This window comes from Streptomyces sp. NPDC001194 (assembly GCF_042896985.1).
Lineage (GTDB): Bacteria > Actinomycetota > Actinomycetes > Streptomycetales > Streptomycetaceae > Streptomyces.
Window position 1 is genome coordinate 1 of the sequence record NZ_JBIAXU010000036.1, and the last position, 743, is coordinate 743.

The window sequence follows — 743 nt, forward strand, 5'->3', positions numbered from 1 at the left end:
GCCCGGTTACATTCCGAACCCGGAAGCTAAGCCTTTCAGCGCCGATGGTACTGCAGGGGGGACCCTGTGGGAGAGTAGGACGCCGCCGAACAATCTTTCAAAGGACCCTTGGTCCAGCGTTCAACGCTGGACCAAGGGTCCTTTTTGTTTTTCACCTTTTTACGCCGAAGCGCGGCCATGGGTTGGTTGCGCGAGAATGACTAGCGGTACCCCGAAGACAGGAGTCACACCCATGTCCAACTCTCCCGACGATCGTCCGGAGCGCGAGCCTCGTCGCAACGACGGCGGTGACAGGGGCGGCTACCGCGGGGGCCGTGACGACCGTGGCGGTGACCGTGGTGGCTTCCGCCGCGACGACCGCGGTGGCCGTCCGACCGGTGACCGTCCCTCCGGTGGTGGCGGCGGCTTCCGCCGTGACGACCGTGGCGGGCGTCCCGCCGGCGGCGGCGGTGGCGGCGGCTTCCGCCGTGACGACCGCGGTGGCGACCGTCCCTCGTACCCGCGTCGTGATGACGACCGCGGTGGGCGTCCCTCGTACCCGCGCCGTGACGACGACCGCGGTGGATTCCGCGGCGGCCGTGACGACCGCGGCGGCGACCGCCCGTCCTACCCGCGCCGCGACGACCGCGGCGAGCGTCCCTCCGGTGGTGGCGGCGGCTTCCGTCGCGACGACCGCGGCGGTGACCGTCCGACCGGCGGCGGCTTCCGCGGCCGCGAGGACCGTCCGTTCTACCCGCGTCGTG

Annotated in this window: 1 rRNA gene and 1 pseudogene; one reads left to right on the plus strand and one right to left on the minus strand. The window is 71.2% G+C overall.

The features are described 5' to 3' along the window. A 5S ribosomal RNA gene (gene rrf, locus ACFY1T_RS35245) occupies positions 1-91 on the plus strand; the annotation flags it as partial. A gap of 60 nt (positions 92-151) precedes the next feature. On the opposite strand, the pseudogene ACFY1T_RS35250 reads toward rrf, so the two are convergent. Next, positions 152-743 (minus strand): annotated as a pseudogene (locus ACFY1T_RS35250) (hypothetical protein); the annotation flags it as partial.